Annotated in this window: 18 protein-coding genes; all 18 read right to left on the reverse strand. The window is 34.7% G+C overall.

Annotated elements, in window-relative coordinates:
- Positions 1–111: 111 nt before the first annotated feature.
- The gene (pyrF, locus tag CSUIS19073_RS02895; protein ID WP_086242180.1) at positions 112–792 is read right to left on the reverse strand and encodes an orotidine-5'-phosphate decarboxylase; all 681 of its coding nucleotides are present in this window, start codon (positions 790–792) and stop codon (positions 112–114) included.
- The gene (gene nusB, locus CSUIS19073_RS02900) at positions 789–1,187 is read right to left on the reverse strand and encodes a transcription antitermination factor NusB (RefSeq protein ID WP_086242181.1); all 399 of its coding nucleotides are present in this window, start codon (positions 1,185–1,187) and stop codon (positions 789–791) included. Before nusB ends, pyrF begins: the two co-directional genes overlap by 4 nt.
- A gap of 1 nt (position 1,188) precedes the next feature.
- Positions 1,189–1,659 (reverse strand): 6,7-dimethyl-8-ribityllumazine synthase, encoded by a 471-nt coding sequence (gene ribH, locus CSUIS19073_RS02905; RefSeq protein WP_086237700.1) that lies wholly within the window; start codon positions 1,657–1,659, stop codon positions 1,189–1,191.
- Between the two features lie 9 nt (positions 1,660–1,668).
- Positions 1,669–1,992, reverse strand: coding sequence for a DMT family transporter (locus CSUIS19073_RS02910; protein WP_086242182.1), 324 nt, complete (start codon positions 1,990–1,992; stop codon positions 1,669–1,671).
- Positions 1,989–2,315 carry an SMR family transporter gene (locus CSUIS19073_RS02915; protein WP_086242183.1) on the reverse strand — a complete coding sequence of 109 codons (327 nt, stop codon included), beginning with the start codon at positions 2,313–2,315 and terminating at the stop codon, positions 1,989–1,991. The genes CSUIS19073_RS02910 and CSUIS19073_RS02915 overlap by 4 nt, the downstream gene beginning before the upstream one ends.
- Positions 2,305–3,108, reverse strand: coding sequence for a 3-deoxy-8-phosphooctulonate synthase (kdsA, locus tag CSUIS19073_RS02920; protein ID WP_086237703.1), 804 nt, complete (start codon positions 3,106–3,108; stop codon positions 2,305–2,307). The genes CSUIS19073_RS02915 and kdsA overlap by 11 nt, the downstream gene beginning before the upstream one ends.
- A gap of 59 nt (positions 3,109–3,167) precedes the next feature.
- On the reverse strand, positions 3,168–4,163 hold the full coding sequence (locus tag CSUIS19073_RS02925) for a type II asparaginase (protein ID WP_086242184.1): 996 nt from the start codon (positions 4,161–4,163) through the stop codon (positions 3,168–3,170).
- Positions 4,164–4,197: 34 nt separating this feature from the next.
- The gene (locus CSUIS19073_RS02930; RefSeq protein WP_086242185.1) at positions 4,198–5,091 is read right to left on the reverse strand and encodes a DMT family transporter; all 894 of its coding nucleotides are present in this window, start codon (positions 5,089–5,091) and stop codon (positions 4,198–4,200) included.
- Positions 5,092–5,286: 195 nt separating this feature from the next.
- Positions 5,287–8,838 carry a pyruvate:ferredoxin (flavodoxin) oxidoreductase gene (gene nifJ / locus CSUIS19073_RS02935; protein WP_086242186.1) on the reverse strand — a complete coding sequence of 1,184 codons (3,552 nt, stop codon included), beginning with the start codon at positions 8,836–8,838 and terminating at the stop codon, positions 5,287–5,289.
- A gap of 280 nt (positions 8,839–9,118) precedes the next feature.
- Positions 9,119–9,775: an HAD family hydrolase gene (locus CSUIS19073_RS02940; protein WP_086242187.1), complete on the reverse strand. Its 657-nt coding sequence runs from the start codon at positions 9,773–9,775 to the stop codon at positions 9,119–9,121.
- Positions 9,765–10,568 carry a mechanosensitive ion channel family protein gene (locus CSUIS19073_RS02945; RefSeq protein ID WP_236845254.1) on the reverse strand — a complete coding sequence of 268 codons (804 nt, stop codon included), beginning with the start codon at positions 10,566–10,568 and terminating at the stop codon, positions 9,765–9,767. Before CSUIS19073_RS02945 ends, CSUIS19073_RS02940 begins: the two co-directional genes overlap by 11 nt.
- 38 nt (positions 10,569–10,606) lie before the next feature.
- The gene (locus CSUIS19073_RS02950) at positions 10,607–11,623 is read right to left on the reverse strand and encodes an OmpA family protein (RefSeq protein ID WP_086237709.1); all 1,017 of its coding nucleotides are present in this window, start codon (positions 11,621–11,623) and stop codon (positions 10,607–10,609) included.
- A gap of 277 nt (positions 11,624–11,900) precedes the next feature.
- Entirely contained in the window at positions 11,901–12,290 is a 390-nt protein-coding gene (gene rpsI, locus CSUIS19073_RS02955) for a 30S ribosomal protein S9 (RefSeq protein ID WP_086237710.1), read from the reverse strand.
- 2 nt (positions 12,291–12,292) lie between these two features.
- The gene (rplM, locus tag CSUIS19073_RS02960; RefSeq protein WP_086237711.1) at positions 12,293–12,718 is read right to left on the reverse strand and encodes a 50S ribosomal protein L13; all 426 of its coding nucleotides are present in this window, start codon (positions 12,716–12,718) and stop codon (positions 12,293–12,295) included.
- 87 nt (positions 12,719–12,805) lie between these two features.
- Complete coding sequence (locus CSUIS19073_RS02965; RefSeq protein WP_180379364.1) at positions 12,806–15,565, reverse strand: RecB-like helicase; 2,760 nt, start codon at positions 15,563–15,565, stop codon at positions 12,806–12,808.
- The gene (locus CSUIS19073_RS02970; protein ID WP_180379365.1) at positions 15,562–17,955 is read right to left on the reverse strand and encodes a PD-(D/E)XK nuclease family protein; all 2,394 of its coding nucleotides are present in this window, start codon (positions 17,953–17,955) and stop codon (positions 15,562–15,564) included. Before CSUIS19073_RS02970 ends, CSUIS19073_RS02965 begins: the two co-directional genes overlap by 4 nt.
- Positions 17,909–18,442, reverse strand: a complete 534-nt coding sequence (locus CSUIS19073_RS02975) for a hypothetical protein (RefSeq protein WP_086242190.1) — start codon at positions 18,440–18,442, stop codon at positions 17,909–17,911. The genes CSUIS19073_RS02970 and CSUIS19073_RS02975 overlap by 47 nt, the downstream gene beginning before the upstream one ends.
- Positions 18,429–19,040: a TPM domain-containing protein gene (locus CSUIS19073_RS02980; RefSeq protein ID WP_180379366.1), complete on the reverse strand. Its 612-nt coding sequence runs from the start codon at positions 19,038–19,040 to the stop codon at positions 18,429–18,431. The genes CSUIS19073_RS02975 and CSUIS19073_RS02980 overlap by 14 nt, the downstream gene beginning before the upstream one ends.
- Positions 19,041–19,090: the final 50 nt, after the last annotated feature.

Consider the following 19,090-nt stretch of genomic DNA (forward strand, 5'->3'; position numbering starts at 1 on the left):
CCCTCGAAGCCCGATTAAGACTTGCACCCTTAGCAGGGGTGTGGTTTCAGCCGCTCACCCATCTGTCCTAAAAAGAAGTGGAATTATACTAATTATAGACTTAAAAGCTACTTAAATTTGGCTTAGTATCTTTTGAGCGATCTCTTTGGGATTGGTAGCTGTGTATATAGGTCTGCCAACTACGATAAAATCGGAGTGATTTTCTATGGCTGTAGCTAAATCAGCCACCCTTTTTTGGTCTGCGTTTGCTTCGCCAAATGGGCGAATTCCAGGCGTTAGAGTGATGAAGTTATCGCTTGTGACTCCTTTAATAGCTAGGCTTTCATAAACTGAGCATACCATTCCATCTAAGCCCGATTTATACGCTATTTGAGACATATTAATCACGCTTTTTTTAATATCAGAGTTATAAATAGCTTTAAATCCACTATCATCAAAGCTAGTCAAGGCTGAAACTGCTAGTATAAGTGGTCGTTTGGGGAGTAAATTTAGCCTATCCATAACCGCTCTCATCGCTATTTCTCCAGCACTTGCATGGATATTTATCATATCTACGCCAAGCGATGAGATGACTTCACAAGCATCGGCCATAGTGTTTGGTATATCGTGAATTTTAAGGTCTAAAAATATCTTAAAATCGCTAATATTTTTTAACTCTTCTATAAATTTCGCCCCATCTCTAAGGTAAGCTCTAAGCCCAACTTTAAGCCACAAATCAAGCCCTTTAAGCTCCCTAGCAAGAGCTAGACAATCATCCTTTTTAGCCATATCTAGTGCTACACAAAGCTTCATTTAAGCTCCTTTGCGATTGCATCTAAAACGCCATTTATAAGCTTGATTGAAGACTCAGAAGATAGCTCATTGGCTAAAATTACAGCTTCATTTATCACAATGGCTAAATCTATATCGCTATATCTCATCTCATAGGCTCCAAGGCGTAGAATTTGTCTTTCTACACTGCCGATTTGATCTAGCTTCCACTTGCCAAGATAGTTATTAAGCAAGGTATCAATGCTATTAAGATTATCTAAAATTCCATTATATAAAGCGATTGTGAAGTTTTTTTGGTCGTTTCTAATCTTTTTTTCTTCTAAATATTCATTGCTAAATTGCTCCATCTCGCTACCCATCTCTTTAGCGTAGAGTAAGCTTACTACAGATTGTCTCACTTGGTGTCTAGTAGCCATTTTAAGCCTTTAAATTCTCATATAAACCAAGCAACTCAATAGCTCCAGCCATAGCTTCAAAGCCTTTATTTCCTGCTTTTGAGCCTGCTCTTTCGATGGCTTGTTCTAGATTATCCACGGTTAAAACGCCAAAGGTTACTGGCTTATCATATTTTAGCGTTATATTGGCTATGCCTTTTGTGGTCTCAGCACTGACATAATCAAAATGCGGAGTGGAGCCACGGATCACGGCACCTACGCACACTACAGCATCAAATTTGCCACTTTGTAAGGCTCTTTGAAGTGCCATTGGTATCTCAAATGCCCCAGGCACCAAAATCAAAGATAAATTCTCGCTTTTACCACCATGGCGTAAAAAAGCGTCTTTAGCCCCTTCAACTAATCTATCTGTGATAATGTGGTTAAATCTAGCGTTGATTATAGCTATTTTTTCATCGCCTTTTAGGGCTAAATTTCCTTCTATTATATTCATCTTAACTCCTTAAATTAATTTCAACATTATTACACTAAAAATTATTAAAAATAGATAAACCGCCTTTGGGATAGTGAATTTCTCATCATTAAAGACCACCCCCACGGCTACAGCGCCAACAGCACCGATACCAGTCCAAACCGCATACGCTACAGACATTGCAAATTCATTCATAGCATAGCCAAGTAAGGATAAAGAGCAACCAAAAGTAGCTATTAGGAGTATGAAATTTAAGAGCTTAGCAATGCTTTTGCTTTTTGACATTTGGTTTAATACAATAACTCCTAAAACTTCACAAACCCCAGCCCCAAATAGTGCAATGCTATATATCATGCTTGGCTCCTTTTAAGCCCTAAGACGCCGATGATAATAAGCAAAATAAATAAAATTCTAAGAAAGCTAATGCTCTCATTATTAAAATAGTTAGTGATAATCTCAGCACCTACTATAAATATAGTCCCAAAGCCAATAAACATAGTATATGCCACGCTCACACTAAGATACTTAAAACTTAGCATAAATGATAAAAAGCTACAACAGACCAAAATAGCCGTAGCAATCCACTCAAGCGGAGCGTTAGCGTATTTTAATCCATAAGCCCAACTCGCTTCAAATGTAGCCCCAACAATAACCCAAAAAAAGCCCTTATTGCTCATTTAAAGCGTCCCTAATCCTTTTTATCTCATCTAAATTTAATTTTAGTTTATCTAGGCTAAGCATATTTGGGCCATCGCACATAGCTTCGCATGGATTTATATGAGTTTCATAGAAAAATCCATCTACGCCCACAGCCGCTGCAGCCCTAGCAAGATATGGCACAAATCTACTATCGCCACCGCTTGTAGAGCCATTCGCACTTGGCATTTGAACGCTATGAGTCGCATCAAAAACAACAGGAGCAAACTCCCTCATAATAGGCAAACTTCTCATATCCACTACTAAATTTCCATAGCCAAAAGTGGAGCCTCTCTCGCATAAAAATACCCCATTTTCTCTAGCTACTTCATAGCCAAATTCGCTTATTCCCCTTGTTTCTAAGACCTTTTTTACGCTATGCTTCATCGCATCTGGGCTTAGAAATTGCCCCTTTTTGATATTTACCATAGCTTTGGTTTTAGCTGCTGCTACAAGCAAATCTGTCTGGCGACATAAAAACGCTGGTATTTGTAATGCATCTGCTACTTGTGCTGCGGGCTTGGCTTGATAGCTTTCGTGAATGTCAGTTAAAATTTTAAAGCCAAACTCTCTTTTGACCTCATCTAAAATTTTTAGCCCATTTTCAAGTCCTGGCCCCCTAAAGCTACTAATACTTGTGCGATTAGCCTTATCAAAACTGGATTTAAAATAAAAATCTATCCAATCTAAATTTGCTATTTCTGCTAATTTCTCAGCAACTTTAAAAACCAAATCCCTACTCTCAATAACACAAGGCCCCGCTATTAATATCATCTTTACACCTTAAATTTAATTTTAATTGGCAAATTATAGCTAAATATTGCTAAACCTATTTAATATTTTAAGAAATAATCTTGAATTTCTTGAGTATTATTAGTTTTACTTAGTGCTAACATAAATAAAACTCTAGCTTTTTGCGGATTTAAATCCCCAACACTGATAAAACCAAGCTCTTTATCTGCATCGCTTATGGCTACACGACCACTTACAACTCGTGAGCTTACAACTACCTTAAGTCCTTGCTTCATAAGCTCTTTTAGGGCGTTTTTTTGATCTTCGTGTATGCTTCCAGCGCCACTTCCAGCCACTACTATGCCCTTAGTGCCATTAGCAAATAGAGCCTTTGCTGCTACGGCGTTGCCGTCATTTGAATAACTATAGAGTATATCTACTTTTGGCAAATTTGTGATTTTGCTTATATCAAATGGAGTATCTTTAGTGTGTGCTTTTGTAGTGTTATTATAAAAAAACGCCTCACCATCTACGATATAACCCAAATCACCAAAATCAGGCGATGAGAAAGCGTCTAAATTTAAAGTATGGGTTTTAACCACGCCTCTAGCACTTAAAATTTTATCATTCATTGCTACCATAACGCCTTTGCCTTTAGCGCTTGGATTTGCCGCTAATGCTACGGCGTTGTAGAGATTTTTAGGACCATCAGCACTCATCGCAGTAGCAGGTCGCATAGCACCTACTAAAATCACAGGCTTAGGGCTTTTGATTGTTAAGCTTAAAAAGTAAGCCGTCTCTTCCATAGTATCTGTGCCGTGAGTGACCACCACCCCATCAATGCCATTATCAAAAAGAGTATTAATCTCTCTAGCAAGTTTTAGCCAAATTTCATCACGCATATTTGCGCTATCGATATTTGAAATTTGCTTGCTAGTTATAGTGGCTAAATCTTGAATTTCTAAAATACCACCAATGAGAGCTTCTACACCAAAAGCCCCAGCCCTATAACCAGTCGTAGCAATAGCGCTATCAACATAACCAGCAATAGTTCCACCTGTGGCTAAGATGGCGATTTTTGGTTTTGATTGTGGCATACAATACTCCTTAAAATCAAATTTAGCCCCCAAATCACTTTTGATAAGCGACCAAAACTCCAGCCCCAATAATCATTATAATACCCAAAAACGCCAAATAACTAGGAAAAGAATCGCCTAAAATCAACCCAAAAATCATACTAAAAACCACATCGCTATATCCCACAGCTGCTACTACACCAGCTTTTTTGCTTGCGGCGTAGGCTTTGGTAAGATAGATTTGAAACCCAGTCGCAAGCAATCCCATCACAATCACTAGCCCCCAGCCATTTAAGCTAGGCATTACAAATGGACTAATCAAAAAATCCAAATTTGGCTTATAATAAAAGCTCCCAATAATCATTGATAGTAGCGGAATGGCACTCCCACATAGCATAAATGATAAGACAATTGCCCTAGTATCATAGTGCTTTCTAAGTCCTCTAATGCTCGTATAGGCAAGAGCCGCACCAATCCCACTAAGCAAACCTATATACTCATCTTTGTTAATTCCAAGTGTTGGCTCGATTACAAACAAAATTCCAACAAACCCAATAAAAATCGCAAACCAACTAAGATAATTAAGCCTCTCTTTAAAGATAAAAGCCGCAAATAAAGCAGTAAAAATCGGACTAGTCTTAGAAAATGTAAAAGCTGTCGCAAGGTCTATATGAGCGATATTATAAAAAAACGCATATAACCCAATTGTCCCTATAATCCCACGAAACGCAAGTAGCCAAAATTTGCCACCAGATTGATGAAGTGGCTTTTGATAAATCATAAAAATAATAAGAAATAGCCCGATGATATTACGGAAAAAGACAATCTCAATGGAGCTAAGCTCACTGCTTAAAATCTTCGATAATGCCCCAGTCCCAGCAAAGAGCATAGAGGCAATTAGCATATAGTAGATGCCTAGATGGCGAATTATAAATTTATTATATCTCATTGTTTTACTTAAATTTGATTTTAAATCTGTAATATTAATTAAATTTAATTTAATTTAAAATAAAAAATATGGATTTATGGAAGCTATTAAAAGTGATAAGCCACGGAATTCCGTGGCGATGAAGGAGTAAAACAAATCAGTTAATAGCAAAATTATATAACTGATTTGGTAAATAATCAGTCAAAAAAGTTAAATTTAATTTAACTCATCACTATAATCAGCTGCGGCTAGGCGTTTTAATTGTCTATAGCGTCGCTTAGCGTCGCTTAAATTTTGAGCAAATAGCTCATCAGCGTGACTAGGATTTATCTTTTTAAGCGAGTTATAGCGAACTTCATTTAATAAAAACTCCTCATATCTATCCCAGTTAGGCTCTTTTGAGGTAATTTTAAGCGGATTTTTACCTTGCGAAACTAGGCTTGGGTCATATACATATGTCGGCCAGTATCCACAAGCCGTGGCTAACTCAGCTTGCTCTCCTGACATAGTAAGACCGCCTTTAATGCCGTGAGCGATACATGGAGAGTAAGCTATAATAAGGCTTGGGCCATCATATGCTTCAGCTGCGGTGATAGCTTTTATAACATTTGCTTGACTAGCATTTAGATTGATTTGAGCTACAAAAATATTACCATAAGTCATAGAAATTTGACCCAAATCTTTCTTTTGGACTGCCTTGCCACTAGCGCTAAATTGTGCTACTGAGCCACTTCGGCTAGATTTTGAGCTTTGACCGCCTGTGTTTGAATACACCTCTGTATCAAGCACTAAGACATTGACATTTTCTCCACTTGCTAATACATGATCTAGCCCACCATATCCAATATCATAAGCCCAGCCATCGCCACCTATAATCCATTGTGATTTTTTTGCTATGTATTGCTTTAGGCTTAAAAGCTCTTTTGCCCCTTCAAAATTTGAATTTGCTTCAAGAAGTGGGACTAAGGTATCTCTAATGCTTTGAGTGGCGATCCTATCATTTTTATTAGCTAGCCAGTCATTATATAAAGCAGCAATAGCGTTTGGTGCTTTGTCTTTGGTATTTAGCATAATGCTCTCTACTCTATTGCGGATAGTTTGCATAGCTATCTCCATACCCATACCAAACTCAGCATTATCTTCAAAAAGCGAATTCGCCCATGCTACGCCGTTGCCAGTTTTATTAGATTTTCTATATGGAGCCGACGGGGCTGATCCACCATAAATAGAGCTACATCCAGTAGCATTAGCTACCATTAATTGCTCTCCAAACAGTCTTGTAATTAGGGTGATATATGGAGTTTCACCGCATCCAGGACATGCGCCGTGAAATTCAAATAAAGGTTGAGCAAAGCCTGAGCCTTTGACACTTTGCTTATTCATCAAATCATCTTTATATACTACTTTTTTAAATAGATAATCAGCATTTTCTTGCTCACCCTTTTCTATCTCGCCATTTAGTGGCACCATTACTAGGGATTTCTCTTTGCTTGGGCACTCATGAGCACACAGCTCACAGCCTGTACAATCTAGTGGGCTTACTTGAATTTTATATTTTAATCCAGTTAGCTCCTTGCCTTTAGCGTCAATTGCTCTATCTTTTACGCCTTGTGGGGCATTTGCCATCTCATTTTCATCTATTAAAAATGGTCTAATAACAGCGTGAGGACATACAAAGGCACATTGATTACACTGGATACAATTCTCCTCTATCCATTTTGGCACCATTACCCCTACGCCTCGCTTTTCAAATTCTGTTGTGCCAGATTCAAAAGAGCCATCTTCATATCCCACAAAGGCTGAAACTGGCAAATAATCCCCACGAGCTGCGTTCATAGGCTTAACGATATTTTCTACAAAATCGCTACCTTTGTATTTATCCTCTTTTACATCATCGCTTAAATTTACCCAGCTTGGATCAATATCGATTTTTACAAGCTCACTAGCACCCTCATCAATGGCTCTATAGTTCATCTCTACAATTTTATCGCCCTTTTTATGATAGGTTTTGTAAGCATACTCTTTCATATATTTTTGAGCTTCTTCATAGTCTATAATGCCTGAAAGCTTGAAAAATGCCGATTGCATAATTGTATTTGTGCGATTTCCTAGACCTATTTCATAAGCTAATTTGGTAGCATTTAGGATATAGAAATTTGCGTTTTTTTGTGCTAGAATGCGTTTTACTCTATTTGGGATTTTCTCTATCGTTTTTTTAGCGTCCCAGATGGAATTTAATAAAAATGTCCCCCCATCTCTTAACCCATCTACCACATCATAAATATCCAAATATGCCGCCACAGAACATGCTATAAAATGCGGATTTGATACTAAATATGTAGAGCGGATAGGGTTTTTGCCAAATCTTAAATGGCTTCTAGTATAGCCACCTGATTTTTTACTATCATAAGCAAAATATGCTTGAGCGTATAAGTCTGTTTTGTCCCCTATAATTTTAATTGAGTTTTTATTTGCTCCTACTGTTCCATCGGCTCCAAGCCCATAAAATAAGCACTCTATACAATCTTTATCACTTAGTGAAATTTTATCCCCTACTGGTAATGAAGTAAATGAAACATCATCTATTATCCCTATTGTAAATCCATCTTTTGGAGTAGGTGAATTTAAATTTTCATAAACTGCTAACATTTGAGCTGGATCGACATCTTTTGAGCTTAAGCCATATCTTCCGCCTACGATAATTGGGGTATTTTCTTTGCCATAATATGCAGCTTTGATATCTAAATATAGTGGCTCACCTAAACTGCCTGGCTCTTTAGTGCGGTCTAATACTGCTATTTTTTCTACTGAAGTAGGCATTACATCAAACATATGCTTAATACTAAATGGTCTATATAGATGGACTTTTAGCACGCCTACTTTTTCGCCTTTTGAATTTAGATAATCCACCACTTCTTCAAGAGTTTGAGTTACTGAGCCCATTGCTACGATAACTCTAGTGGCATCTTTGGCACCATAATATACAAATGGGGCGTATTTCCTACCTGCAACCTTAGATATTTCATCCATATAATACGCCACGATATCAGGGATTGCGTCATAAAATTTATTTGTTAGCTCTCTAGTTTGGAAGTATATATCATCATTTTGGGCTGTTCCTCTAATCTTTGGATTTTCTGGATTCATAGAAGTGCGTCTAAACTCTTCAACCGCCTCTTTATCAAGCAATCTATCAAATACACTATAATCCATCACTTCGATTTTTTGAATTTCATGGCTAGTTCTAAACCCATCAAAGAAGTGCATAAATGGCACTCTACCCTTAATAGCACTAAGGTGAGCTACTCCAGCTAAATCCATTACTTCTTGGACTGAGCCAGTTGCAAGCATAGCAAAACCAGTCTGCCTACAAGCATATATATCTTGATGATCGCCAAATATAGATAGAGCTTGAGCAGCAATAGAGCGAGCCGCAACATGGATTACTCCTGGTAGCATTTGACCTGCGATTTTATACATATTTGGAATTTTAAGCAATAGCCCTTGAGCGGCTGTAAATGTAGTAGTCAATGCTCCAGCTTGAAGGCTTCCATGCACCGTTCCAGCTGCTCCTGCTTCGCTTTGCATCTCTACTACTTTAACAGGCATACCAAAGAGATTTTTCTTACCCTCACTAGCCCATATATCCACATGGTCTGCCATAGGAGAGCTAGGAGTTATGGGGTATATTCCAGCAACCTCAGTAAAAGCATATGATGCATATGCTGCTGCTTCATTGCCATCCATGGTCTTCATAATTTTATTCATCTATATTTCCTTTCTAAGCTTAAATTTTACTACAATAGATAGAAATTTAAAGACTTATTTTGGTTTAATTATTTTACTTAACTTAAGATTAGTAATTATATTATAAAAACTTAAAAACTAGGTTAATTATAAATTTATTTTTATATAAATTATCAGTTATATTAATATTAAATAGCTCAAAATATGATTTTACCATAAATTTATATCAAAATAATCGAAAAAAATTATCTGAATTTATTTAATAAATTTATAAGTTTTAAATAAAAATTCAATGAATTGTTTATAAATTAACTATATTTTGAGCTATAATATACTCTATAGCATTTAAGGCACTAGAGCAAACATAATCACAAATCAACTCCAAATTCTCCCTACTTTCATATCCGCAAGTAACGCCGATACTAAAAATACCAGCACTCTTAGCAGCTTTAGCATCCATTGGTGTATCTCCTATCATATAGATATTTGAAGTTTTACCAATTACTTCTAACGCCTTTAAAATCGGCTCTGGATTTGGCTTTGGGTGAGTTACATCATCTCTACCTATTACAACGCTAAAATATTTTAAAATTCCCAAATTTTCAAGCAAATTTTTAGAATACAAAGAGGTTTTAGTAGTAACAACACCTAAATTTGCAAATTTACTAGCCTTGCTAACTGCTTCAAATCCGCCTGGCAAAAGAGTAGTTTGAGATAGAAAGTTTTGCCTATAATCATCTTTGTAAATTAAGATAAAGGAGTCTATAAGGTGCTTTGGCACACCAAGGGAAGCAAACATATACTCAAGCGGATGGCCAATTAGCGAACAGATTTGCTTCTTTGTAGGTTGGGTAAGATTATGCTCTTTAAAAGCTTTATAAAATCCGTTTAAAATAGCCTCCGTAGAGTCTATAAGCGTCCCATCAAGATCAAATAAAATGGTAGGTTTATTGCTCATTATCATCTCTTTTTTCATAAATATGATGAGTTATAATCTTTGGATATGGTATGCTAATTCCACTTTCGTCAAATGCAATTTTCACACTCTCAAGCATAGAAGATTGTGCTGAAGTATAATTCTCATTAAGCACCCAAAATTTAGCCACTAAATCAACGCTATGCTCTCCAAGGGCGCTTACTGATACGCTTGGAATTGGGTCTTTTAATATTAGCTCATTTTTGATTGCTAAATTTAATATCAGCTCTTTTGCTAACTTCAAATCATCTTTATAATCAACGCTAAAAGATAGATCAATCCGCCTTGTGGGAGTTATAGAAAAATTGATAATTTTGCTATTTATAACCTGTTTATTTGGGATAATTATGCTTTTGCCATCGCTAGTTGCTATACACATATTAAATAAATTTAGCTCACTAACAACACCGCTACTACCGCCAATCTCTACACTATCTCCAATTTTAAATGGTCTAAAAAATAGAATCAAAATCCCAGCACCAACATTGCTAAATGAATCCTTAAATGTCATTCCTATGCCAAGTCCGATTGCACCAAACATAGCTATAAATGATGTAGTTTCAATGCCAAGGTTAGCAAGTGCGGCGATAATAACTATGATTAAAAGGATGGTTTTGGCTGCATTGATGATAAAACTAGCTATTAATTTATCAACTTTAGCTCTAATAATAACTCTTTGTAAAATAAGACAAATTCTACCTACAACCCACTTTCCAATAAGAAATATAAGTAGTGAAAAGAGAAGTCTAAGGCCATATTTGGCAAGTAATGCCAATATGACCGTATAATCAAAACCGGTTATAATCTGCATAATTAATTTCTAAATTTAGCATCAACACGGCGATTTTGAGCGCGTCCCTCTTTAGTTTTATTTGTAGCAATTGGGGATAATTCGCCATAACCAATCGTTTGAATTCTATCTTTGCTTACACCCATTTTGATTAGCTCGGCCGCGACTGCGTTAGCTCTTCTTTCAGATAGTTTTTGGTTATACTCTTGTGAGCCAGTAGAGTCAGTATGACCCTCTAATATGACTTTATACTCTTGATTTGCATTTAAAACCTTAGCTACTTCATCGATTTTAGCGATATATTCTGGAGTTAGAGTTGCACTATCACTTGCGAAATTGGCATGTAAATTTAGGTTTAATCTAATTACTTTTTCACAACCATTTTCATCAACTACAGCTCCAGCTGGGGTATTTGGACATCTATCTTTGCTATTTAATACACCATCATTATCATCATCGCCATCTACTAAATTTGGTTGAGTAGGTGCTACTGGAGTGGCGATAGGCTCAGCTTTTGATGAGCTACCAAAGCTACTAGCAAAACCTAAAGTGTATAAAAATGTGTTATCTCCGTCTTTAAAATTAATAGCATCTCTAGCTTCTAATTTAAGAGAGAAATTATCTACAACTTTAAATTTAAATCCAAGACCAGCTTGACCAAATCCATCATCACCAGCATCATTTGCCTCACGACTAAGATCTTGATAGCCAGCACCTGCTAAAGCATAGATAGAAAATCTATCAGTTAAGGCAAAATCTTTGACTAAATTTACAAAATATCTAGCAATTCTTGTATCATATCCTACTGCTTTGCCATTTTGATCTTCAAATGTAGCCTTTGGAGTATAGTCAAATCCTAACTCAATTTGGCTTAGCCATGATAGATCTAGATTTCGGCCTAATCTAAGACCTATTAATTTTTGGTCATCAATGCCTTGAGTTCCTTCTGGATGAGCGTATCCGCCAACTATGGTTAATTCATACTTGTCAGTTGCAAATAGTGCTGAAGCCGCACAAAGTGCCAAAACGATTTTTTTCATATTAATTCCTTTATAATCAATTATAGATTGATATAGGAATGATACATTAAATCGCTTTAAAACAATATAAAAGATTGATAAATGAGATGAAAAATCGGAGTTGAAATCTCAACTCCGAAACTATTACAAAAAGGAGGTTTATCTGTTGGACATTGGAATTATAAGCAAACAATATTAACTTAATGAAAATCTATTATAAATTTTTACTAAATATAGAAAATTAAATTTTAAAAGAGATCCAAAAGCCAAAAAAGCTTTTGGAAATTTGATAAAGATATTATCTTTTTGAGAATTGTGGGCTTCTTCTTGCTTTTCTGCGACCATATTTTTTACGCTCAACAACACGGCTATCGCGAGTTAGAAGACCTTGTGGTTTAAGAGCAGCTCTAAAAGTAGCATCAATAGAAGCTAACGCTCTTGAGATACCATGGCGAAGTGCTTCTGCTTGAGCTGAATATCCACCGCCTAAAGTTGTAGCAGTTATATCCATAGAAGTCTCTTGCTTTGTTACTAGTAGGGGTTGAACTACTTTTAATTTGATAGCTTCGTGTCCGCCAAGCCAGCTATTTAGATCCATACCATTTACTGTGATTTTGCCGCTACCTGGTTTTACCCAAACCTTAGCAACTGCTGTTTTTCTTTTACCTGTTGCGTATGTTGTTGCCATTATTATTTTCCTTCTTTAGCTATTTGTGCAGTGTGCGGATGCTCACTACCAGCATAAATTTTTAATTTTTTAAGCATCTCTTTGCCTAATTTTGTCTTAGGTAGCATACCACGAACTGCTAATTTATAAAGTTTCTCAGGTTTATTTGCTAATAAATCACCAAATTTCTCACTCTTTACACTTCCAAAATAGCCTGAATGTCTATGATATAACTTCTCTTGAGCTTTATTAGCACCTGTAAATTCTGCTTTACTAGCATTAATGATGATTACATAATCGCCACAATCAACATTTGGGCTAAATCCTGGCTTATGTTTGCCACGAAGTAGTGTAGCGGCTTCAGTTAGCAATCTACCAAATCTCTTTCCAGAAGCATCAAGAACTATCCAATCTCGTTTTACTTCATTTGGCTTTGTTATCTTTGTCATAATCTTGCCTTTTATCTATATTAATTTAAGAGCTGAAATTATAGCGAGATTTACTTAAAAATAGCTGAATTTAAGTAAAATTTTATATTAGAGTTTTAAAATTTGAATCTTTTCACTTAATATATAAATTATAGCCGCCTTAACTGATTTATCTGGATAAATTTGGGATAAAATTTCCAAATATTGCTCCACTTGAGCCCTATCTTTATCTAAATTTTTATCTGAACTTTTATAATCAACGATATAAATTTCGCTCTCATTCATACAGAGCAAATCTATGCGTTTTAATGCTCCATTAAAGCCAATTTCTTGCTCTTTATATAGCTCTTTGCCATCTATAATTTCTAAAAATTCTATATTATTTATAAGTCTATTAGCCCTTGATATAATATCTTCTAAACAATCACTATCAAGATATGCCCCAAATCTATTATATAGGCAATTATTAGCTATTTTTTGTGATTTTATATCATTAAAATTTAAACTCTCAAGATAGTAGTGTAACGCATTTCCAAAATATATTAAATCTAGATTTTTCTCACTTTTTATCTCATCATCTTTTACAATCTCTTGACGAGCTACCTTGATAAATGGCTCAAGCTCAACTGGCTTAACCAAGCTACTCTCTTGCTCTTTAATGGCTGGTTTTATACTTCCTAGCTCACACTCATCTAAATTTAGATACTCCACTGTATTATGATTACTTATATATTGCGTAAAATATGATATATTCTTGCCATTTGGATCATCTTTTGCTAAGATTATTAAGCTATGCTTTGCTCTAGTTAGTGCGACATAGAGTGCATTTATCTTATCAATTTTATCAAGCTCTTTTTGTCTATTTTTAAGCTTTATATAACTCTCATCGCCTAAATTCTCAAAAGCTTTATTATTTAATCTAATCTCCCATCTATTTGAATTTAAATCATACTCAATTAGAAATTTATTCTTATCTACACTAGATTTTGCTATACTATCCATCACAATCACATGGTCAAATTGCAACCCTTTGCTCTTATGAAGTGTCATTATAGTAATGCCGTTTTGGCTACTTTTAGCACTTTTGGTCTGATCCTCATCAATATTAAAAATAAAATCATATATATCGCTATAGTTATTGCTAATCTCATATAGCTTTAGCATATCAATATCATAAGGCTCAATGCCAAGATATTTTGCGATAAATTTAAGAGTGCTAGAGATGGGGGCGTCGATTTTTAACTCTAATTTATCATTTTTGCTTTTTAAAATCTCATAGACTATTAAGGAGTAAATCTCATCACCTAAAATACAATATTTGACAAATGCCACCACAGCAGCTACATTAGCACTTTTAATAAGCATATTTGTCATCTGCGTAGATACTATCAAGCCTTTAGATTCTAAAAAATTCTTAATTTTATAAATATCATCATTTTTCCAGCAAAGTATCGCCATATCGCTATATGCTACGCCAGATTGGCTTAGATGGGTGATATTTTCATAAATTTTATCCAAATACTCATTAAAATCAAATCTATCAACCTTTACATAGCCATCATCTTTGCTATTTGGAATTTGATCTATATAGTTTGTATATTTTGATCTAAAAATATTATTTACATACTCTACTATGAACTTATCGCTGCGATAATTTTTACCTAAATTTTGAGTTTTGATCTGTGAAAAATCATCTTTGAGCTTATTAAAAAGCCCACTTTGCCCACCACGAAATCTATAAATACTCTGCTTTGTATCGCCTACATAAAAGAAGCTCCCAAGACCACTTTGCCCTATTCCAGCCACACTTTCAGCGATTAATGGCTCTAAAATCTCATACTGATTTACGCTAGTATCTTGAAATTCATCAATCAAAATATGCTTAATCCTAGCATCAAGGCGAAAATATAGCATATCAATATCTTGCTTATTTTTGCTCGTTAGTAGCTCATTTACCCAGTTTGCAATATCAGCAAAACTCAAGCTATTTTCACGGCGATTTACATTTATAATAGCTTGTTTATATAGTTTAATCAAATTTGAAATTTGAGCTATTTCATACTTCTCAAGAGCTAGATAATACTCTTTAGCCGCACTTATAAATGCATCTCTAGCACTATTAAACTCGGCATTATCAATTACTTTTTCAAAATAATCTGTATTTATAGCTTTGACAATTGGCTTTTCAACTATATCTTTTAAGCTTAAATTTTTATTAAAATTCTTTATATAGTTCTTATGGCTACTTAATTTTAACGCTACATCGCATAGCTCTTCATACTTTTTCATCGCTAGTTTGGTGGTAGGGCATATGGAGCTATAGGGTTTAAATTTACACTGGCTAAGCATATCTAGCTTATCAAATAGATCGCTCTCCTTGCTATTTGTGCTATTTAAATATTTAGCTACGCTAGTAATCATAGAGTTAGAAATTAGCAGTTTTTTAAACTCATTCTTTACTAATATTTTATTATTTTCTACTGAATTAAAATCAGGCATAATGCCTAAATTTAAGCTAAATTGCCTAAGAATCGTAGCAAAAAATGAGTCAAATGTGGATATTTTAAGCTCACTTGATAAAAACTCATCCATCATCTCATCTCTTAAAGCCAAAATCTGCTTAGGCTCCTTGTCTAAAAGCTCACAAAGTTCTGCTAACTCGCCTTTTTGCTTATCTTCATGTAGATTACAAAATGTGGTTATAATCCTATGAAACATCTCATTGGCAGCTTTGTTCGTAAAAGTTAGCGCAAGAATCTTGCTTGGGTGATTGCCTTGTAATAATAAGGCGATGTATCTAACAGAAAGTGCAAATGTCTTACCGCTTCCAGCACTTGCTTCTAGGCATAAATAGCTCTCAAAACTCATTTTAATTCCCTTAAGCATATCTGAGTATAAGGACAATAATTACACGACTTTGTATCTTGTTCAAAGGGAATTTTGGATTTATTAATATCTTTTAGCTTTTTTAAAGTATTACTTAATTCATCAATACTTTTTTTATTTGGTGTAAATTTATTATCTTGTAATGAGTAGAAAAAGCCTTTAGCTTCTATATTAAATTTCGCCATATAAAGCGCTTCGTAAAATGCTAGTTGGAGTGATGCCCCATCTACACTTCCGCTTTTATAATCAATCAGCCAAATCTCATCGCCATTTGTATCCACCCTATCAATCTTGCCTTTGATAGGAATTCCATTAAACTTAGCTTCAATCTCCATCTCACAAGCCAAAACACTAAAACCATCATCAAAATGGCTATTTTGCTCAATTTCAAACTCATCAAGCTTAATCTTAAAAAGCTCATTTTTCAAGGTTGTATCGCTATCTTCATACTTGCTATATAGCTTTAAAAATTCATCTTTATTAAATTTATCTGGGGATTTCTCAAAATACTCTTGTAATGCATTATGCACAGCACTTCCAAACTCAACCGCCTCTTTATCGCTAAATCTATCTTGGCTAATATTTTTAATGTATTTATAGTAGTATTGCCTTGGGCATTTAATATATGTATTTAAGCGACTAAATGAGATTGGAGAATCAAAGAAATCGTGCTCTAATATAATTTGGCTAGGCTCTAAAATAATAGATTTTCCGCCTTTATAAAGCGAGTTTTCATATGAAATTTGCGGAATTTGAATATGGGTGATATTTTTAAAATCCTTAATAAATCTAGATACCATCTGCTCATCATTCTCAACATGGCTAATAGATACCATCTTAGCCCTATTTATCAGGCTTTCATAATAAAATCTTTGTAAATTTTCCCTATCACTATGGCTGATTAATCCAGCATTTTTCCTAACTGATGAGCTTAAAAACATCTCTTTATGGCTTCTTTTTGGCACAAATGAGTCATTAAAATCTACAATTATCACCCCATCATACGCCTTTGAGCGACTCTCTAAAATTCCCATCGCAGTTACCAATCCCCCACCAACCATACTTTGGGTTTTAGTCGAGATATTAAGCAAAAATAGCTCAAAAATATCGCTAAATTTAAGCTCAATTTGACGCAAAAGATTTTTAATGGTAAATAATTCACCTTGGATAATCTCAGCCACTTCAGAATCTATTTTCACGCAGTTTGATATGGATTTTATCAAATTCTCAAAACTATCAAAATCAGCCTTGCTATAAAATATATTTTTTATATCGCCATATAGCTGCACAGGTAGCTTGAAGTCATTTAAAGTGGCGATTATTTGGTTTGGATTTTTGGCTTTTTTGATATAATTCTCATCAAATTCATACTCTAGCTCTTCTATAACTGCCTCTTTTATGCTATGCAAAATTATATAAATAGGGCTATTTTTCAAGCTTTTACCCATAGCGTAATTTAGCATATTATTCTCATCAAGATTTTGTAGTATCAAAGCAAAGCTCTCATCAGGTAGTATCACGGCGATATTTTGCGGCTCTATTCCACTCTTAACCATCTTAGAAATCTCATCAAATACAAAAGCCGCTTGTAAGCTGCGAAGAGAAAATCCTTTAAGATTGATTGTTGGCTGAGTGTTTAATTTTATCTCTTCTTCTATAATTCTATCGCTTAAATTAATCTTATAACTATAGCCAATTTTTAAATTTAAACCCGTAAAATGGGTAATCTCTTTTATAATTTTTTGATTAAATTTACTACAATCAACGCTTATAATAAATGGAATTTGCTCACTTACCTTAATCAATATCTCCCAATCCAAAGCGGTCAAATTCCCATCAAGTCTAAACTCAATCTTATCAAAATTATTAATAAAATTTAGATTAATCTCATAGCAATCGCTAACTACTATATCATCATATAAATTTAACTCTTCTAAGCTCTTTTTATAAATCCGCCCCAAATTATCTAAAATAGCCAAATGCTCCTCATAGCTTGCGTATGTATCAGCCATATTTAAATCAGATATGGAGCATTTTTCTCTACTAAGCTCTTTAAAAAATGAGAAAAGATAGTGTGAATTTTTTAAAAATAGCAAAAATTCATCTTTGATATTTAAGATTTTTGAGATATTTTTAACCTTGCTAATTGCCGTTTGCATATGGAGCAAACACTCTATTTGAGTAGCACAGCGTCTATTAGGCACATAGATAATTTGAGTGAAAAAATCAGCTATACTAATACTTTTTGGCAAAAGCGAATTTGCCCCTAGCTCATTAGAGTAAAAATCCCTTACATTCCTAGATGAACTAAGAACAAAAAGCGTCCTATTTGGCATACAACTCCACTTGATAAAATCCAGTTTTATTCTCATCAACAGCGAGTTTGACCTTTATCTGCCACCTACCTGCTTTGGTTAGATTAAGATTGTTTATTATCAATTTACCATCTAAAATTTGAGGTGCTAACTCTTTATCAAATTCGCTACTATCTGGGCGAGTGAGTAATATTTTAGCACTATATTTAGTGGCATTTGTATCAAATTTAAGAGTAAAATCTTGGTTTAATGGCACTATTGTGGCGGTTTTTCTTTTACGAAGTTTTTCTACTTCATTTGGTAAAATCTCACCATTTAGCTCAATTTGCGGAGTTAAATCAAAGCTAAATTCTCTATTAAAATTTGATTGTGCGGCTTGAATATCATTAAATTTGCTATCTACTTTTTGATACTTATCAAAGTAGTAATCATCCATATATACAGGATAATCCAGCGAATAATATATAGTGTAAGCACAAGCACATACTATGGCAAATATGGAGATTAAAATACCATATGGCCAAAATGTTTTACGAGTTTGCATTATTAGCCTTTTTAAATTTACGAATAGTTAAGAAAATAATCACAAAAATGATTGTCCCATATATTAAGTATCTAAAGATATTTATAGTGTCTCTATTTTGTGAGCCTATTGAGGTTTCTAAGCTTATATTTTTGCTATATGCTATTTGGTCGGCTATATCAGCATAGCCATTTAACATAGAGGAATTATAAATATCCTTACCCTTATTTTGTGTCAGCAGTGGGATTATGGAGCCAGTTTGCGGAAATGGGCTTAATACGGCTTCTTTGTCAAAAAGCCCCAAAGCATCACTTGAAGCAAAAATATCAAGCTTACCAGCCTTGCTAGAAAAGTCTTTAGGAAATATAGCTAAAACTACATAAGGTGGCTTTAAAGTTGATATATGCCCAGACGCGGCATCTTTTAGCGTAGAACCATTTAAATCAGATATAGTAAGCAAATCCAAGCTAACGCCAGTTTTACTCTTTAACTCTTCGCCGATTAAATTTAATTTTACCTCCACCGCATCGCTTATAATATTAGCATTATCTACAACCACGCCATAAGCACCTAGACCAAAAAGAGCAGCTATAAAGCCACTCTTAAAAATATTAAACAATATCATCCGATATAAAGACTATTTGGTGTAAGAACTGACCAAGCAGTGAT

The sequence above is a fragment of the Campylobacter sp. RM19073 genome (assembly GCF_024723495.1).
In the GTDB taxonomy this organism is placed as follows: domain Bacteria; phylum Campylobacterota; class Campylobacteria; order Campylobacterales; family Campylobacteraceae; genus Campylobacter; species Campylobacter porcelli.